The sequence below is a fragment of the Proteus mirabilis HI4320 genome (genome assembly GCF_000069965.1).
GTDB classification, from domain to species: Bacteria; Pseudomonadota; Gammaproteobacteria; order Enterobacterales; family Enterobacteriaceae; genus Proteus; species Proteus mirabilis.
Genome location: NC_010554.1, coordinates 1179731 through 1194859 on the forward strand (window position 1 = coordinate 1179731; position 15129 = coordinate 1194859).

The 15129-nt window shown below is 43.1% G+C and carries 10 protein-coding genes; all 10 read left to right on the forward strand.

From position 1 onward, the window contains the following. Positions 1 to 32 precede the first annotated feature (32 nt). The 10 genes from aspS to PMI_RS05435 all read left to right on the forward strand — a co-directional run bounded on the left by aspS (position 33) and on the right by PMI_RS05435 (position 15125). A complete protein-coding gene (gene aspS / locus PMI_RS05390; protein WP_004247980.1) occupies positions 33 to 1817 on the forward strand; it encodes an aspartate--tRNA ligase in 1785 nt (594 codons plus the stop codon). Positions 1818 to 1820: 3 nt separating this feature from the next. After that, on the forward strand, positions 1821 to 2255 hold the full coding sequence (nudB, locus tag PMI_RS05395; RefSeq protein ID WP_004247981.1) for a dihydroneopterin triphosphate diphosphatase: 435 nt from the start codon (positions 1821 to 1823) through the stop codon (positions 2253 to 2255). A 28-nt stretch (positions 2256 to 2283) separates the two neighbouring features. Then, positions 2284 to 3039 (forward strand): YebC/PmpR family DNA-binding transcriptional regulator, encoded by a 756-nt coding sequence (locus PMI_RS05400; RefSeq protein WP_004242729.1) that lies wholly within the window; start codon positions 2284 to 2286, stop codon positions 3037 to 3039. Positions 3040 to 3163: 124 nt separating this feature from the next. Further along, positions 3164 to 3685, forward strand: coding sequence for a crossover junction endodeoxyribonuclease RuvC (gene ruvC, locus PMI_RS05405; RefSeq protein ID WP_004242730.1), 522 nt, complete (start codon positions 3164 to 3166; stop codon positions 3683 to 3685). 102 nt (positions 3686 to 3787) lie between these two features. Next, entirely contained in the window at positions 3788 to 4411 is a 624-nt protein-coding gene (gene ruvA / locus PMI_RS05410; RefSeq protein ID WP_004242731.1) for a Holliday junction branch migration protein RuvA, read from the forward strand. Between the two features lie 12 nt (positions 4412 to 4423). Next, positions 4424 to 5434, forward strand: a complete 1011-nt coding sequence (gene ruvB / locus PMI_RS05415) for a Holliday junction branch migration DNA helicase RuvB (RefSeq protein ID WP_004242732.1) — start codon at positions 4424 to 4426, stop codon at positions 5432 to 5434. Between the two features lie 814 nt (positions 5435 to 6248). Then, entirely contained in the window at positions 6249 to 6767 is a 519-nt protein-coding gene (locus tag PMI_RS05420; protein ID WP_004246976.1) for an Hcp family type VI secretion system effector, read from the forward strand. A gap of 83 nt (positions 6768 to 6850) precedes the next feature. Continuing rightward, positions 6851 to 8953 (forward strand): type VI secretion system Vgr family protein, encoded by a 2103-nt coding sequence (locus PMI_RS05425; protein ID WP_012367858.1) that lies wholly within the window; start codon positions 6851 to 6853, stop codon positions 8951 to 8953. Positions 8954 to 8965: 12 nt separating this feature from the next. Continuing rightward, positions 8966 to 10021, forward strand: a complete 1056-nt coding sequence (locus PMI_RS05430; protein ID WP_012367859.1) for a DUF2169 family type VI secretion system accessory protein — start codon at positions 8966 to 8968, stop codon at positions 10019 to 10021. Beyond that, positions 10014 to 15125, forward strand: a complete 5112-nt coding sequence (locus tag PMI_RS05435; protein ID WP_012367860.1) for an RHS repeat-associated core domain-containing protein — start codon at positions 10014 to 10016, stop codon at positions 15123 to 15125. The genes PMI_RS05430 and PMI_RS05435 overlap by 8 nt, the downstream gene beginning before the upstream one ends. The last annotated feature ends 4 nt before the right edge of the window (positions 15126 to 15129 follow it).

A 15129-nucleotide genomic window follows, 5' to 3' on the forward strand; every position in this document is an offset into this window, starting at 1 on the left:
AAAGCACAACAAGCTGAGTAAAAGGATATTGTATGCGTACTAATTATTGTGGGCAGTTGAATAGCGCCCATGTGGGCCAAAAAGTGACTCTTTGTGGTTGGGTTAACCGCCGCCGTGACTTAGGTGGACTTATCTTTATTGATATGCGAGATCGTGAAGGTATCGTTCAGGTCTTTTTTGACCCAGAGCAGAAAGAGGCATTTTCACAGGCTTCAGAACTGCGTAATGAATTTTGTATTCAAGTCACAGGAACAGTACGTGCTCGCCCTGATAGCCAAGTTAATAAAAATATGGCAACAGGTGAAATTGAACTAGCGGCAGAATCGCTGTCTATTTTTAACCGTTCTGAAGCGCTACCTTTAGATAGCAACCAAACGAATACAGAAGAGCGTCGTTTAACTTATCGTTATTTAGATTTACGTCGCCCTGAAATGTCACAACGCCTAAAAACTCGTGCGAAAATCACAAGTTTTGTTCGTCGCTTTATGGATGGTGAAGGGTTCCTTGATGTAGAAACGCCAATGCTAACTAAAGCAACGCCAGAAGGTGCGCGTGACTATTTAGTACCAAGTCGTGTTCATAAAGGTAAATTCTACGCATTACCTCAATCACCACAGCTTTTCAAACAGCTGTTAATGATGTCTGGTTTTGATCGCTATTATCAAATCGTAAAATGTTTCCGTGATGAAGATTTACGTGCTGATCGCCAACCTGAATTTACCCAAATCGATGTTGAAACCTCTTTCATGACCGCAGAACAAGTGCGTGAAGTGATGGAGCGCATGATCCACGCATTGTGGCTAGATATCCTGAATGTTGATTTAGGGGCATTCCCTGTCATGACCTTTGCTGAGGCTATGCGTCGTTACGGCTCTGATAAACCAGACCTACGTAACCCAATGGAACTCATCGATATTGCTGATTTAGTGAAAAATGTTGAGTTTAGCGTCTTTGCACAAGCGGCTAATGATGAAAAATGTCGTGTTATCGCGTTACGTGTACCGGGTGGTGCATCGTTAACTCGTAAAAATATCGACGAATATACTCAATTTGTCAGTATTTATGGTGCCAAAGGCCTAGCGTGGATGAAAGTCAACGAAAAGGCAAAAGGTATCGAAGGGGTACAAAGCCCTATTGCTAAATTCCTGACTAATGATGTGGTTAACAGCATCTTAGCGGCAACAAATGCAACAGATGGCGACTTAATTTTCTTTGGTGCGGGTCGTCAAGGTACCATGAGTGATGCTATGGGAGCGTTGCGCCTGAAAGTCGGTCGTGATCTGGAATTAACTGATCTTAACGCATGGAAACCACTGTGGGTTATTGATTTCCCAATGTTTGAAGAAGATGAAGATACCGGCAGCCTAAGTGCAATGCACCATCCATTTACTTCACCAAAAGATCTCACACCGGCAGAGCTAACCGCACATCCTGTAGGCGCTGTAGCTAATGCCTATGATATGGTCATTAACGGTTATGAAGTTGGTGGTGGCTCAGTGCGTATCCATCGTAATGAAATGCAACAAGCGGTATTTAGCATTTTAGGTATTACTCCGGATGAGCAACGTGAGAAATTCGGTTTCTTATTAGATGCGCTAAAATTTGGTACACCACCGCATGCAGGGTTAGCATTTGGTTTAGACCGCTTAGTGATGTTATTAACAGGAACAGATAATATCCGTGATGTTATCGCGTTCCCGAAAACCACGGCAGCGGCTTGCTTAATGACCAATGCACCAAGTTTTGCAAATGAAGACGCGTTAAAAGAGCTGGCTATTCAAGTGACAGAAAAAGAAGTTAGCACAGATAACGAGTAAATGATGAAATATAAGCACCCAGTATGTGTTTTAGTTGTTATCTATGCCAAACAGACTAAGCGGGTGCTTATGCTGAAGCGTCGAGATGATCCTGATTTCTGGCAATCTGTGACAGGGAGCCTTGAAGAGGGCGAAACACCTTATCAGGCCGCATTACGAGAAGTGCAGGAAGAAGTAGGAATTGATATCATAAAAGAAAATCTTGAGCTGGTGGATTGCCATCGTTCAATTATTTTTGAGATATTCGCACACTTTCGCCATCGTTATGCGCCTAATGTGACACATTGTCAGGAACATTGGTTTATGTTAGCACTTCCCTCTGAACGGGAAATTGAACTGACTGAGCATACGCAATACCAATGGTTAGATGCGCCACTGGCGGCAAAATTAACTAAGTCAGCCAGCAATCAGCAAGCGATTGAAGAATTTGTTATTTAATTATTAGACCACGTTTGGAGATATTTTCATGGCAGGTCATAGTAAATGGGCCAATACTAAACACCGTAAAGCAGCGCAAGATGCGAAACGCGGTAAGATTTTCACTAAAATTATTCGTGAATTAGTTACAGCAGCACGTTTAGGTGGTGGTGATCCTGCAACTAACCCACGTCTACGTGCGGCAGTTGATAAAGCATTATCTAACAACATGACTCGTGACACACTAAACCGCGCGATTGCTCGCGGTGCGGGAAATGATGAAAACGATAATATGGAAACCATCATTTATGAAGGCTACGGCCCTGGTGGTACTGCTGTTATGGTTGAATGTTTAAGTGATAATCGTAACCGTACTGTTTCCGATGTTCGCCATGCCTTCACCAAAACAGGTGGTAACTTAGGAACGGACGGTTCGGTATCTTATCTCTTTACCAAAAAAGGTGTTATTTCTTATGCACCGGGTGTTGATGAAGATGCCGTCATGGAAGCCGCACTAGAAGCGGGTGCAGAAGACGTTGAAACTTATGATGATGGTGCTATTGACGTTTACACAACCCCTGAAGCTTTCGGTGAAGTAAAAGATGCCATGGATGCTGCGGGTTTTGTCGCTGAATCAGCGGAAGTTTCCATGATCCCATCAACAAAAGCAGAGCTTGATATTGATACCGCACCAAAATTAATGCGCCTTATCGATATGCTAGAAGATAGCGACGATGTGCAAGAAGTGTATCACAACGGTGATATCTCTGATGAAGTTGCAAAACAACTGGAAGATATTCTGTAATTGGTATCACGATAACGGCCAATAGTGGTGTTTTACACTGCGTTGAATAGTGCGAAGAGAAGAGCAGAGCAAGCGTATTTGCTCTTTTCTCTCGCCATCGACCTTATCCGCCATAGGAATTGTTATGGCTATTATTTTAGGTATTGACCCTGGCTCTCGTGTCACGGGATATGGCGTAATTCGCCAACAAGGGCGACAACTTATCTATTTAGGAAGCGGATGTATTCGTACACAGGTTCCTGATCTACCAAGCCGACTGAAACGCATTTATGCGGGAGTCAGTGAAATCATCACTCAATTTTCACCCGATGTATTTTCTGTTGAACAAGTCTTTATGGCAAAAAATGCAGACTCAGCATTAAAATTAGGCCAAGCAAGAGGTGTGGCGATTTTAGCGGCAGTCAATAATGATCTTCCCGTATTTGAATATGCGGCACGTCAAGTAAAACAGAGTGTGGTAGGAACAGGGGGAGCAGATAAAAGCCAAGTACAACATATGGTACGCTCAATCTTAAAACTATCCGCAGCGCCACAGGCAGATGCTGCAGATGCGCTAGCGATTGCGATTACACACTGTCACTTTAATCAAAACTTATTGCGTGTAGGTGATCCGCGTCTTGTTTTAACGCGAGGCAGGTTAAGATAGGCTATCTGTTGGTAAAACAGATTAGTTTTTCGCAGGCTGGATATACGTCCAGCTTTTTTTATGTTATAAATTTGGCGTCAATATTTTTGCGGAGGCGTTAGGGTGATAGGACGTATTAGAGGCGTTATTCTTGAAAAACAGCCACCAGTGGTGCTGATCGAAGCGGGTAATGGGGTGGGTTATGAAATAAATATGCCTATGACCTGTTTTTATGAGTTACCTGATATTGGTCAAGAGGCGATTATCTACACACAATTTATTGTTCGTGAAGATGCGCAATTACTATATGGTTTTAATCAAAAACAAGAACGGGCATTGTTTCGTGAATTGATAAAAGTCAATGGTGTAGGGCCTAAGCTAGCACTGGCTATTTTATCAGGAATGTCTGCACGCCAATTTGTCACCGCAATTGAAAATGAATCCATCTCCTCATTAGTTAAATTACCGGGAGTCGGTAAAAAAACCGCAGAACGATTAGTGGTTGAAATGAAAGATCGCTTCAAAGGGCTTAATGGCGATCTATTTGAACAAAACGGCGATATTGAGCTACCAGCCAGTGCATCATCGAAAGCGCCATCTGCTGCAGATATTGAAGCAGAAGCTTCCGCTGCCTTAATTGCCTTAGGTTATAAACCACAAGAAGCTGCCAAGATGATTAGTCGGGTAGCAACGGCGGGTGCTGATAGTGAAACACTTATCAAAGAAGCATTACGCGCAGCGATTTAGGAGTAATTGATTGTGATTGAAGCAGATCGCCTGATTTCAGCAGATATACAACAACCTGAAGAAGAAATTATCGATAGGGCTATTCGTCCTAAGCTGCTTGCTGAATATGTGGGACAACCACAAGTTCGTGAACAGATGGAAATCTTTATTCAGGCGGCTAAACTACGTCATGATGCCTTAGATCACTTACTTATCTTTGGTCCGCCGGGGCTTGGTAAAACCACGCTGGCTAATATTATTGCCAATGAGATGGGCGTTAATTTACGTACAACCTCAGGGCCTGTATTAGAGAAAGCTGGCGATCTTGCTGCTATGCTAACCAATCTTGAGCCTCATGATGTACTGTTTATTGATGAAATTCATCGACTCTCGCCCGTTGTTGAAGAAATACTCTATCCGGCAATGGAAGATTATCAACTTGATATTATGATTGGTGAAGGGCCGGCAGCACGCTCCATTAAAATCGACTTACCGCCATTTACTTTAGTTGGGGCGACGACCCGAGCGGGATCGTTAACCTCTCCATTACGTGATCGTTTTGGTATTGTACAACGCCTTGAATTCTATAATGTCGATGACTTACAGCATATTGTTGCACGTAGTGCCAGCTTTATGGGGTTAGAAATAACAGCAGAAGGGGCGCGACAAATTGCTATGCGTTCACGAGGTACACCGCGTATTACTAACCGCTTATTACGCCGAGTAAGAGACTTTGCTCAAGTCAAAGGTAATGGCGAAATTGATGAAGATATCGCGTCTAAAGCACTCGATATGCTTAATGTTGATGCTGCCGGTTTTGACTATCTTGACCGAAAACTACTCTTTGCCATTATTGATAAATTTATGGGTGGCCCCGTAGGGCTTGATAATCTTGCGGCAGCTATTGGTGAAGAGCGTGAAACTATCGAAGATGTATTAGAGCCTTATTTAATTCAGCAAGGTTTTATTCAACGCACCCCCCGTGGTCGGGTAGCCACAAATCATGCTTATCGTCACTTTAATCGCATTATGGAAGCACCGTGATCTGATAAAGTGCTTTGGATATCATTGGGCGATGGTGTTTAATTTCGCCCAATCATTCAATTATTTTGCCTTCCTCTATTCTCATTCTCAATATATCTCATCTCTATATTTACACCTTATTATATAAAAATAATTTTTTAATTTATAACTATCGTTAACATAATAACAATAGAAACTCAGACGATTAAATTAAAACTTCGCTATCTATCAATCGTTATTTTTCCTACTCGTTTATTGAATTTATTTATTATTAACGCCCATAAAATGAGTATTGGTACGTAAAAATAAGACCGAAATATACGCATATTGAGTGTGTTAAATAAAAATAGTGGCTTAATTAGCATGATATTTTAATTAAATTGAGCTTAACAGCTAAATATATTGACTAATTTGGACTGCTCATGGAAAAAGGACAGTATAATTCAATGTGATTAATTTTTAATACTTTAAAATCAATGGATTATATGTGCTGTTTCTCATTTAACATTTCTGTTACAAAATATATTTTTATGTACATAGTGTTTCTTGGGCTGCGAGCAATTTGTCTATTTATTCATCATATTTTATGCTGATAAACACTTTTTATGACTGTTTTTACAGCATGATATAGCGATATTTCAACCAGTTTACGCTAAGTGACTTATCCTAGAGAGATACAAAAAAAACGGGCTGTTTACAGCATATTGATAAGATTTTATTATCCTTTACCGAAGTCTTACCGTGCGCACTGGCTAAGATGACAGACATGACTAACGGATTGTTTTTAAGACAATCATTTAATTTAATTTGTCGTTTTTGATAAAAGGATATTGTTATGCCAACTCCTTGCTATATTTCCATTGAAGGAAAAACTCAGGGCAACATCACTGCAGGCGCGTTTACTGCAGATTCTGTCGGCAACATTTATGTACAAGGTCATGAAGACCAAATGTTGGTACAAGAATTTTCTCACGTGGTGACGGTTCCGACTGATCCGCAATCAGGCCAACCTTCTGGCCAACGTGCGCATAAACCGTTTCGTTTTACCGTGGCATTAAATAAAGCCGTTCCTCTGCTGTATAACGCATTGGCTTCCGGCGAAATGCTGCCAAAAGTTGAGTTAAAATGGTATCGCACGTCTGTTGAAGGTAAACAAGAGCACTTCTTTACCACCACACTGACTGACGCGACGATCGTGAACATCGATTGCCAAATGCCTCATTGTCAAGATCCGGCTAAAGCCGACTTCACGCAACTTATCGAAGTCTCCCTCTCTTACCGCAAAATTGACTGGGAGCACACTGTTGCTGGAACGTCTGGTGCGGATGACTGGCGTGCGCCTCTCGAAGCGTAATACCGTTATGACGAGTCCTTGGGGACTCGTCCTTATTTTGTATTGTTCCCTTTTCTTTATCCATTTTTGCATGGAGGCAGATTATGCTTAGCAAAGATCCGAAATCAACGCCCATTGACCCGGCATCCGTTTTAAAAGATGAAGCCATCAATCAAGTGAAAAATAGGGTGCAATCCAAAGTGAACGAAACGCTATCGACACCCACGCAAAAGGTGGCCGGGATGGCCTCAGCAGCGGCCTCGCTCACTCAATCAGCCAGCGCATCGGCCAATCGCGTGACGGCTCATCCCCTGATCCACGGTGGCGGTTTTACCGGTGGACAAACGTTCGCTGAAAACCAAGCACTCCAAGCGGCCCATGGGGCGTTACTTGATGCATTAGGCATGGACAGCCTCGAAAGTGGTTTGGTGTTCACTTGCACCATTGGTGGATTGCCTGACGACACCTTTCAAGTCACCGAATTTAATCTTACCGAAGGATTATCCTCGCTATTTTCACTGTCCATCAGTGCGGTCAGTGCCTTACCCTTTATCGATTTCCAGCGCCATCTTGGCTTAGCCTCATCATTAACGGTCAAACGCGATGGGGTGTTGATCCGCAAAGTCAACGGTATCTTAGCTGGGGCAGTACAAGGCAATACCGACGGAGTGAAAACGTGGTATCACTTCGATATTCGCCCTGAAATGTGGGTGATGACCCTCAATCAAGACAGCCGTATTTTTCAACATCAATCGGTGCCGACCATCTTAAAAACCTTATTGGATGAGGCCCATGTTAAAGCGGATTGCCAATTCTACCGTGAAGATCTACACCCTGAACGTCTCTACACCACCCAAAAACGCGAATCCGCATTTGATTTTTGGTGTCGACTGGCGTTTGAAGAGGGCATTAACTTCTGGTTTGAAGAAGAACAACTGTTTTACAGCGATGAACATATGGGGATGACGGCGGGTATTCACCTCACCTATAACCCGCAGGCCGACACCGATATCAGCGATAGCACTGCCATGACTTGGCAATATGGCGAATATTTGTGTGTGGATGAAACTATCCATAAAGACAACAACTTTGTTCGTCCTTCTTATCCGTTGTCTCATGAAAACAAAATTGAGCAGGGAGGACAGCACAGTGTGTTTGAAAGTTATGGTCGTTTTCAATTAGACGATGAAGGTCGCCCCCTAACACAGGTGCGCTTTGAGCAATTACGTAACGGCAGCAAAGTGGGGCAAGCGACAACAAACTGTTTTGCGCTGATGCCCGGCAAAATCTTCACCTTATCTCAGCATCCCCATCTGCCGATGAATGATCGCTGGCAAGTGATCAGCGTCAGCCATCATGGTGTACAGCCATTGGCGGACAATAGCGGGGGCGAAGGCACACAACTGTCGAATAGTGTCTCCTTTATTCCGGGCACGCAAGAGTGGCGTCCCCCTTATCGTTATAAACCGACGGCCGACGGCGATGAAGTGGCGACGGTGGTGGGACCGCCGGGGGAAGAAATCTACGTCAATGAATATGGCGCCGTGAAAGTGCATTTTCATTGGGATCGTCGGGGAAGTGCCGATCACAGTGCTTCATGCTGGGTGCGGGTTGCCATGGGTTGGAGTGGAAATGGCTATGGTTTTTCTGCGGTACCGCGCATCGGCACACAAGTGTTGGTCAGTTACCTGAATGGGGATATTGACAGACCGATAATTACCGGTTGTACCTATGATGGTCGTAACGCACCACCGATTAAGTTCCCAGAGAATAAGACACAAACTACTTTCCGTAGCCAAACCCACAAAGGGGAAGGTTTTAATGAATTGCGTTTTGAAGATGCGGGCGGTAAGCAAGAGGTGTTTCTTCATGCGCAGAAGGATATGAATACCCGTGTTCTTCATGATCGCACTACCCATGTTTTACACGATCATGTTGAAGTGATCGAAAACAATCAACAGATGCAGGTGAAAGGCGCTCGCACAGAAACGATAGATAAAGATAACAGCGAAACGGTAGGCCAACATAAAAAAATTACTGTAGGCAAAACATTATCTATCAATGTCGGTGAAGTCATTGAATTACGTTGTGGAGCAAGTGTGCTACGAATGGATAATGGTGGGCATGTCACGATTAATGGTCAGGAATTTAAGTTTGAAGCTACAGGTCCTGTGAAAATTACGGGTAAAGATATCGATTTAAACTAAGGGAATAGTGATATGAAAGTGAGTAACACAACCCCATTTCCTTATCTTTTATACCAAAAAGTAGGAAAAAAGGATGAGCTGTTTAATGTGATCGCATTGCGCCAAACTTTTCGGCTCAAGACTGGCGGGCATTACTCGGATTTAAATGAACAGCAATACCCTTTAAACATGGCCGATCGTTACTATCATGCACCGGAAACCAGTAGTTTAATCGAAGAAACGGATTTAGTGTGGACGCGTCCTTGCACTAATATCCATATACTGGGGGTTGCGCGCCCTAAAGGCAATCAGCCTACGGCACAATGGCGAGCAGGTATTCGCATTGAAAACTTTAGCAAAACGTGGTCTTTGTTTGGCCCTCACTATTGGGAATACCAAGAGGATCGATGGAGCTTGAGTGAATCAATACCTGTTGATGGGGTTTCTTTACGCCATGAGTTGGCTTATGGAGGAACATGGCAGTCTCCCCAGCAAGAACAACAACAAGTAATAGAAAATCCTATTGGGATCGGATTTTACCCCGATGTCGAAGCACTTGATAAACAAAAACGTTATCCAGCCCCTCAGATTATGGAAGATATTCGTAAAAGACCACTTGATACGTTGTCTATTGATACTCGACAAATTAGCGAAGGTATGGGGCCTATCTCCCGTTGGTGGGCAGGACGTGTTGAATATGCCGGAACATATGGAAAAGAGTGGCAAGAAAACCAATTCCCATTTTATCCGGATGATTTTGATGAACGTTTTTTCAATAGTGCGCACCCGTCTTTACGTTATCCAGGGTATTTGCTGGGTAATGAACCTATATTATTGGAAGGTTTATTACCTGAATCATCGCGGGTCGTTACAGCGTTACCTGACTATCGTGTGAAAATCATATTACAAGACATCGAAGGTGAGCTTTTCTCTTTGAAGCCAGATTTAGACACACTGACTATTGACTTAGATCGTCGTCTTATTTCTGTCGTGAAACGACTTGTTATCCCCGCAAAATACCCGATTGTGGAAGCATTAATAGGCGTTTGGGTTCCAGCAGAAACAAAAGGAGCTTGTTGTAATGGCTGATAAACATGTTGGTGACGGTGAAAACCAATTCAAAGTTGTTGCAACCACCCCTGATGTTTGTCAGGTAGGGTGTTCTGCTATTCCTTTTGATAGTTTTCAAAGCTTAGATGCACAAAAGCAATATGCCTTGAGTGTTAAAGCACGTGGATATTGTACCCTGAATGTTGGGTCAATAATCAAAGGAACGCAAAGTAACACGGGGGCCGGTGTATTATCTGGAACCTCATTAGGCGGTGGAGATTGCCAAATTATTACAGGAAGCCCTTCGGTCCGTATTGAAGGTCAACCAGCTGCACAAGATGGTTCATTAGTCGCAATGAACAATAACAATACATTAGGGACTTTAATCACTAATGTTGCACCCCCTGCGGAGCCGATTGAAAGCAATAAAATCCCCTGTAATAACCCGCCCGTGACATCAGAATTGTTAGAATCGCTGCAAGAGATGCAACGAAAAGAGCAAGAAAGTTTTATTGGGCGACTCCGTCAACAAAAACAACAAGCGGATAAAAAAAGAGATGATTCTCTAAATGATATTGACAAACAATTAACTGGATATATTGATAATATTCGAGTTGATCACATTAATACAGATTATTCATGGTGGAACAGTTTATATAATACTTCAATGGATGGAATAACTGGCCTGACTCGTGGTGGTCTTGGTTTTGTTGAAAGTATAACAAAGTCAGCTGTGGAAGCTTATCATTACATAAATCCAACTGTTCTAGTTCAAAACGTGGCTCTAAATGCGAGCAAAAAAACCATCGAGGGACTTATTGAAGCAGAAAACTGGAGGTTGGGGAATAACTGTATTGAAGGTGTTAAGGAAGACGTTAAAGCCAAATATCGTGCATTAGGTAAACTTATTGATGAAGAAAAAGAAAAATTAGAGAATAAATGGAAAAAAAGTGATAGCGATAAAGTCGAAATAGTAACAAGAGGTGGGCTTGAAATAGCGACTATTGCCGCTGCTTTTTTAAAAGTGGGGAAAGTCGCTGAAGGTGCTAATGCTATTAATAAAGTAGCAGAAGGAACTAAAATAACTGAAATATCTGAAGGCACTTCTGCGGTAAATAAAGCTACTGACGTAATAAAAGCGACAGAGACCAGTAATATATCCAAAGGAAGTGAGGCAATCAAAGGGGCAGAAATCTCCGCCACAGAGAAAGGAAGTAATGCCGCTAAAGGTACTGAGGTGATCCAAAGTCCAGAAACACCGAAAATAACCTCATCAGATAATGGCATTAAAATTGAAGGAAAAACGGAAAGCGTATCTACAGAAACGCCACCTAATAAAGTCAATAATAGCCAAACGGAGAACAAGTCGACATCCAGCAGCAAAGAGTCCGATGGAAACAGTACTTCTAGTGCAACCTGTAAAGGTGAACCTGTTAATGTGGCTACTGGTGATTTTATCCAACAGTGGCCAATTATTCAGATACCGGGCTTGTTGCCGTTATCTCTACATCGTACATATAAATCCACATCAAATGCAAAGGGACTTTTTGGACCGAAGTGGGCAGACGAATGGTCACGCTGTTTACATATACTTGATGGAAACATCATCTATCAAGACAGTGATGGTGCTAATTTTACATTTATAACTCCCACAGAGGAGATCCGTGCAAGAAATGCCCATGCTCCCCATTTTTTACTCACCGGACAACGTGATGGCGATTTAACCCTTTTTGATAGTACGCAACAACAGTTTCTACATTTTAATCACAGACAAGGAAAATATCGTCGATTAAGTGCAATCACTGATTTAAATCAGCATCGTATTGATTTTATATATAACGAGCAAAGTCAGCTTGTCAGTGTGAAGCGTCATGATGGCATAGCGTTAATACTCGAATATCAACAGGATAAATTAGTTCGCATTTGCTCTGAAAGCACAACCTCATCTCCTCGAGATTTTGTACGTTGCGAATACGATACTCACGGTTATCTTAGTCAATGTCATGCCTATCAACAAAACCACTTATGGCATCGTTATTCTCCTGAGGGACTCATGGTCGCTTGGGGGGATACTGACAGCACAGAACTGACGATTGATTATGATGAACAAGGGCGTGTTGTTGCTACACATTCACCGTCTGGTTTTTGGAATGATCGCTTTATCTATGATGATTATCAGCGCATGACAACCTACATTGACGCTGAGGGTGGATTTTCACGTTATTATTATAATGATGATAATCTGGTGACTCGCACTATCGATCCATTATGGCGTGAAACGTATACGGAATGGGAACAGCGGAAAAAGATAGCAGAAATCAATGAGATTGGTGAGCGCACAGAGTATGGTTATCACTATAATGGACTGCTTGCCTATATCTATTTACCTGATGGTAAAGCCATTTACTATGATTATAATGACTATGGTCAACTTACCCATTTCACATCGGCCTTTGGCGACGAATGGCAGCTAAGCTATGATGAAAATGGCAATTTAACCATAGTGACAGATCCGCAAGGGCGTCAGCAGGTCTATGAATATAGCCAACATGGTGAATTGCTCAAAGCCATTACGCCCAATGGTGCGCAATGGCAATACCACTATAACCCTGCACATCAACTGATTAAAACCACCAATCCTTATCAACACAGCACAGAATATCATAGTGATGAATTGGGGCGTTTACTGCACTACACTGATGCGTTAAATCACACCACACGCTATCAATACAGCACTGAGCATGCCAGTACCAACGGCAGTCTCAGCAAGATTTTATTACCCGATGGGGTCGAGCAACAGATAGACTATGACAGTGAACGCCGAGTTATCGCGGTGACGGATGGTGAAGGAAAAACCACCCGTTATCGTTATGGGCCTTTTGATGTCTTACTGGCAATGATACGCCCTGACGGCAGTGAAATTCGCTTTGAATATGATTCACTGACACGACTTAAAAAAGTGGTGAATGCGAACGGCGAGGTTTATCTTTACGAACGGGATAAAGCGGGACAAATCATTCGTGAAGTTGATTTTACGGGGCGTGAGATTTGTTATCGCTATGACCGACTAGGACGTCGCATTGCCACTCGCTATCCGGATAACCATGAACTGCGTTGGCGCTATAATGAAAGTGGCTTAGTGGTTGAACAAAGCGAATGGTTTGAAGATGAGCAAGAAAGCCGCTGTTTATCGACGACTCAATATAGCTATAACGCACGTCAACAATTGATAAAAGCGACTAATCCTGACTCGGTGGTTGAATTTGAGTATGATGACCAAGGTCGTTTATGCAGTGAACGTATTAATGGACAAGAGATTATTCATCAATGGAATGAAGCTGATAATACGCTGGCATTGACTCGTTTTGGTGAGCGGGAGTTGCATTATGCTTTTGGGGCGCTGGGGGAATTAACTTCACTGCAAGTCAATCAACATGCACCACTTCAATTCAGCTACAATGCAGTAGGACAAGAGTATTTACGCCGTAGTCGCGCCGGATTTGTCAATTCCAGTCACTATACGGCTACCGGTTTACTGGCTCATCAACGAGCAGGGCGAGGCACCGAACAGTTTTTACAATCGATACAAGCCCATCCCCAACAACCGCCATTTTGTACGGATGTGCACCGCAGTTATCAATATGATCGCGCTTATAATGTGGTGGGCATTGAAGATGATCGCTGGCGACAGACACGTTATCACTATAATGCCAATGACCAAATCACTGAGACACAATACAGTCCACAATGGGGTAATCAGGACGAAAAATTCCAGTATGATAACAACCTCAATATCACGGAGCACTTGACAACGCCGTCCTCGTCGATGGTGCCTTCAGAAGCACAAGGGGCGATGCTACAGCTATTTCAGCAACAGCAAGCAGGACGGGTGACTCGCCGTTACACAGCGAAGGGATATCAAGATTACCATTATGATGTTAATGGGCGATTAGCTAAAAAAATTGTCCATACACGCGGTTTTCGTCCCAGAGAATGGCGCTATTTATGGAACACACAAAATCAGCTGACCGCATGCTTTACGCCTAAAGGGGATTGTTGGCACTATACTTATGATGCTTTTGGTCGACGTCTGAGTAAAACCAAAACTGTCGACAGTGACTTAGCCCATATTGACCCATTATTTCCGCAGATTAAGCCTAAAATCACCACGTGGCGCTATTTATGGTCGGGAGACCAACTGATAGAAGAAACGCCGATATATGCCGATGGCACTCTTGCTAATGCGCAACAAGTTCAATGGCTGTATCAACCCGGAGAAATAACGCCCACCGCGCGTTATCAACAGGGCAAACTGCACTATGTGGTCACCGACCACCAAGGCACCCCGCGAGAGATATTCAGTGAAGGCGGGCAAGCCAGTTGGGCAGGACGATTGAATACGTGGGGCCAAATGCAGTTTTGGCGTTACCGCGACGGTAAAGCTGAGAATGATCCTAATTATACCGAATGTCCTTTTCGCTTTGCGGGGCAATATGAAGATGAAGAAAGTGGCTTGTATTATAATCGCTTTCGCTATTATGATAGGGAAACAGGGCAGTATCTTTCCCCAGATCCGATAGGGTTATTGGGTGGGCTGAATCCCTATGGATATGTGCATTGCCCGACGGGGTGGGTTGATCCGTTTGGGCTGGCGGGTGGTAAGGGGAATAAGGGTGCTCCAGTAACATCTAGTTTTATAAATGATGATATTATTAACCATTCCGCAAAAGGAGATTGGAAAGAAGCTAGCTCTATGCCTCCAAGAGATAGAAAAACCTTTCCAAATGGAAGATTAAGTGGTGGAGGTCATGGTCAATCAGCTATATTAGAACTGGAAGCAAGGGGAATCCTTTATAATATAGAGCACACATATCCAAATGGTGTTCGAGTGGGAAATATACCGAGTCACGCATCGAAAGCAAAACGCTCAGGGACAGCTCAGTCATGGTTTCCTGAAAACTGGAGTGACGCTGATATTAAAGATGCAGGGCAAGCAATATGGAGATCATCGAATAGTGTCCGAGTTGATATGCCTTCTGGGGGAGTTATGGTCTCAGGTACGCATAATGGTGTATTTATTCGTGTTGTCCGCGACCCTAAAGGGGGAGGCTCTATATTCCCTGATAACACAATTCAACCATGATGGA

Coding starts and splice junctions, on each gene's coding strand:
- aspS (WP_004247980.1), top strand. CDS start 33: ATGCGTACTAATTATTGTGGGCAGTTGAATAGCGCCCATGTGGGCCAA.
- nudB (WP_004247981.1), top strand. CDS start 1,821: ATGAAATATAAGCACCCAGTATGTGTTTTAGTTGTTATCTATGCCAAA.
- PMI_RS05400 (WP_004242729.1), top strand. CDS start 2,284: ATGGCAGGTCATAGTAAATGGGCCAATACTAAACACCGTAAAGCAGCG.
- ruvC (WP_004242730.1), top strand. CDS start 3,164: ATGGCTATTATTTTAGGTATTGACCCTGGCTCTCGTGTCACGGGATAT.
- PMI_RS05420 (WP_004246976.1), top strand. CDS start 6,249: ATGCCAACTCCTTGCTATATTTCCATTGAAGGAAAAACTCAGGGCAAC.
- PMI_RS05425 (WP_012367858.1), top strand. CDS start 6,851: ATGCTTAGCAAAGATCCGAAATCAACGCCCATTGACCCGGCATCCGTT.
- PMI_RS05430 (WP_012367859.1), top strand. CDS start 8,966: ATGAAAGTGAGTAACACAACCCCATTTCCTTATCTTTTATACCAAAAA.
- PMI_RS05435 (WP_012367860.1), top strand. CDS start 10,014: ATGGCTGATAAACATGTTGGTGACGGTGAAAACCAATTCAAAGTTGTT.